Origin of the sequence: Bacillus sp. SJZ110 (genome assembly GCF_006715455.1) — a bacterium.
Classification (GTDB): Bacteria; Bacillota; Bacilli; order Bacillales; family Bacillaceae; genus Bacillus; species Bacillus subtilis.
The window spans coordinates 1-3093 of the sequence record NZ_VFNF01000017.1; the positions used below are offsets into that span (position 1 = coordinate 1).

4 protein-coding genes, 2 tRNA genes and 1 rRNA gene are annotated in these 3093 nt (G+C 43.2%); all 7 read right to left on the bottom strand.

The features are described 5' to 3' along the window. On the bottom strand, window positions 1–447 hold a 447-nt coding region (gene rimI / locus FB592_RS20855; protein ID WP_141950115.1), incomplete at its 3' end, for a ribosomal protein S18-alanine N-acetyltransferase. 9 nt (window positions 448–456) lie between these two features. After that, entirely contained in the window at window positions 457–1146 is a 690-nt protein-coding gene (tsaB, locus tag FB592_RS20860) for a tRNA (adenosine(37)-N6)-threonylcarbamoyltransferase complex dimerization subunit type 1 TsaB (protein ID WP_072174261.1), read from the bottom strand. After that, on the bottom strand, window positions 1127–1603 hold the full coding sequence (tsaE, locus tag FB592_RS20865) for a tRNA (adenosine(37)-N6)-threonylcarbamoyltransferase complex ATPase subunit type 1 TsaE (protein WP_141950118.1): 477 nt from the start codon (window positions 1601–1603) through the stop codon (window positions 1127–1129). Before tsaE ends, tsaB begins: the two co-directional genes overlap by 20 nt. A 14-nt stretch (window positions 1604–1617) precedes the next feature. Beyond that, window positions 1618–2595: a thiamine-phosphate kinase gene (thiL, locus tag FB592_RS20870; RefSeq protein ID WP_038827695.1), complete on the bottom strand. Its 978-nt coding sequence runs from the start codon at window positions 2593–2595 to the stop codon at window positions 1618–1620. A 176-nt stretch (window positions 2596–2771) separates the two neighbouring features. Then, window positions 2772–2848: transfer RNA gene (locus FB592_RS20875), tRNA-Asp, on the bottom strand. A gap of 60 nt (window positions 2849–2908) precedes the next feature. Then, a tRNA-Met gene (locus tag FB592_RS20880) sits at window positions 2909–2985 on the bottom strand. A 14-nt stretch (window positions 2986–2999) separates the two neighbouring features. Continuing rightward, window positions 3000–3093: ribosomal RNA gene (rrf, locus tag FB592_RS20885) — 5S ribosomal RNA — on the bottom strand; the annotation flags it as partial.

Here is a 3093-nt window from a genome sequence, read left to right on the forward strand (position 1 = left end):
TATCGTCACCCACATAATTAACGCATCTTCCCCGTTATCAGTATAATAGTTCTTTCTTATTCCGCCGGGCTGCATCCCGAATTTCTTATATAAGCCTTGAGCAGGATGATTCGAAACCCTCACTTCAAGCGAAAGCCGCCTTGCGTCTTTTTCTTTGCACAGTTCAACAGCTGAGCGAAAAAGCGTTTCTCCTAAAGACTGGCCGCGATACTCTGGTTTTATCGCTATATTTGTAATCTGGGCATCATCCATCACAATCCAAATCCCGCAATACCCAACAACATGGCCGTCCTTTTCAATCACGAGATAATGAGCATACGGATTTTCCAGCAGCTCATGATAAAACGAATCCTTCGTCCAAGGAGACGTAAAGGAGGATGCTTCGATTTCGTATACGTGATCTATATCTTCAAGCCGCATATTTCTAACCGCTGCTTTTGTTTTCATCCTATCACCCTACTTTTGACTTTCAATCCATTTCGCTTCAGCTTCTGCCAGCCGCAAGTAATCCGGGACAAGCCCATGAACATCAGCTGCTTCCTTTTCCTTCCCGAGAAAAGCCAATTCTGAAGGACGCGGGTTATGCTGGGCAGCAGTTCCAATGAATCCTTTTGTTCTAAGAACATCCTTTATCATCTGCTTGTGAATAGAAGTGTCGTGACCTAAAAACAAAACAGGACGACCCTTTTCTTTTAGCATCTCCAGCCAATCTGCCAGCATCACATTTTGATCTGGAACAGCTTGCTCTAAAAGTCCATTTTTATATTGATACAGACCTGTGTACACCTGTCCCCGTCTAGCATCAAAGATTGGGCTGATCAGACCGTCAAAATGCCGGCCATTTGCCGCAAGCGTCTCAAGACTTGATACAGCACTTATTGGAATGTCTAAAGACCAGGCAAGTGTTTTGGCCAACGTCACACCTATTCTTACTCCTGTGTATGAACCAGGGCCTTTTGCAACGACAATTTTAGAAAGGTCCTGCGGTGCCATATCACAATCATTCAGCAATGAATGAACAGCAGGCATCGCTCTTACAGAGTGGTTCTTTTTCAAGTATGTAACGTATTCTGCTATAACAGTGTCTTCTCGAAGCAGCGCAATGCCCAATGTATAATTTGATGTATCAATTGCTAATATTGTCATGTCTACTTAACTCCTCACAAAGCATTTCATACCGATTCCCGACAGCAGTAAAGGTAATTTCCCGCTCATCATCACCAACTCTTTTGATGACAATTTGCAGTCGCTCCTGTGGCAGCTGTTCTTCAATTAAATGAGCCCATTCAACGAGACAGACACCTTGTCCGTGAAAATATTCATCAAGTCCCAAATCTTCACTTTCATCTTCCATTCTATACACATCCATATGATAAAGAGGAAGTAAGCCATCGTTATATTCTTTTATAATTGTAAAAGTCGGACTGTTTACAACACGTGTAATTCCCAGCCCTTCTGCAAAACCTTTCGTAAAAGTCGTTTTTCCTGCACCTAAATCGCCCTCTAATGTCAGGACGTCTCCCGGTTTAGCAAACGCTGCCGCAAGCTTGGCAATTGCTTTTGTTTCTTCTGGATTTACAGTTCTCCATTTTAATTGCTTCACACGAGTCACCCGTCTTATTTAAAATGATTATATCCCTTTTTCTCTAAGATCATTGATGTTTGATCTGTTTTTAGGATCACTTTAGATTTTGTTTTTTCCCTGACATGGCCAATCTTTGTAATGGGAAGTTGACGTGCTGCGCACTGCTGCTTCAACACTTCCCACTCCTCTTTTGAAACCGTCCCTGTCAGCTCAAAATCCTCACCGCCAAACAAAGCCCATTCTTTCCAGTTAGGATGAAGCTTAGGTAAATCAGAATGAATTGGAAGCATGCTTTCAACAATTTCAATTGAAACACAGCTGGCTTCTGCAATCTCGTTCAGTTCACTAGCCAATCCGTCACTAACATCATTTAAAGCTGCCCGTTTAAGACTCGAGCATAATCTGCCGACACTTACTCTTGGCTCAGGCCGTTTATGCCTGTGGATAAAGTAATCCGTGTCAATAGAAGAATTTTGAGGATGAGTCTCCTCTAATAATAAAGAAAGTCCTGCTGCAGAAGAACCGATTTCACCGGTTACAAACACAATATCATTCGGTTTTGCTAAGCTGCGCAAACAGGCCTGTCCCTTTTCAATTTCACCGATCACAGTGACTGTAACGACTAATTTGTCAGCGGTAGAAACTGTATCGCCGCCAATCAGATCCATATGATATAGTTTCGCCAGTTCATTCATTCCTTCATACATCGCCTTGATTTCAGATTCAGTCCATTTTGAAGGTACCGCAAGTGATACCAAATAAAATTTCGGAATGCCTCCCATCGCGGCAATATCACTTATATTAACGGCTAACGCCTTATACCCGATATCTTCAGGTGAGGAATAGTGTAATTTGAAGTGCACGTCTTCTACCATAGTATCAACACAAACAATTTCCTGAACGCCGTGTTTCGCAGTGTAAAGCGCTGCATCATCACCTATTCCTACATCAACGGAAGAATGGTGAATGGTCCGCGGAGTAATGCTATGTATCAAATCAAATTCATCCATGAACCAAAATCTCCTTTCACCCCTGTGCCTATATGTGCTCTTCCTAGTTTATCGAATTTTGCTGGAATATCCAAGATGTTCCCGATATAAAGAAAGCTTGGCTATGACACCAAGCAGAAGATACAGTAAAAGAAAACACAAAAAAAACGAAAACATGATCGTTTCGTTTACATTAATGGCGGTCCGGACGGGACTCGAACCCGCGACCTCCTGCGTGACAGGCAGGCATTCTAACCAACTGAACTACCGGACCATATTTGTATAAGATTATTTTAGTTGTACCCTTAGGGCACTCCTTATTTAATCATATATTTGGTTGCGGGGGCAGGATTTGAACCTGCGACCTTCGGGTTATGAGCCCGACGAGCTACCGAACTGCTCCACCCCGCGATGATAAAAGTAATGCTTGGCGGCGTCCTACTCTCACAGGGGGAAACCCCCGACTACCATCGGCGCTGAAGAGCTTAACTTCCGTGTTCGGTATGGGAACGGGTGTGA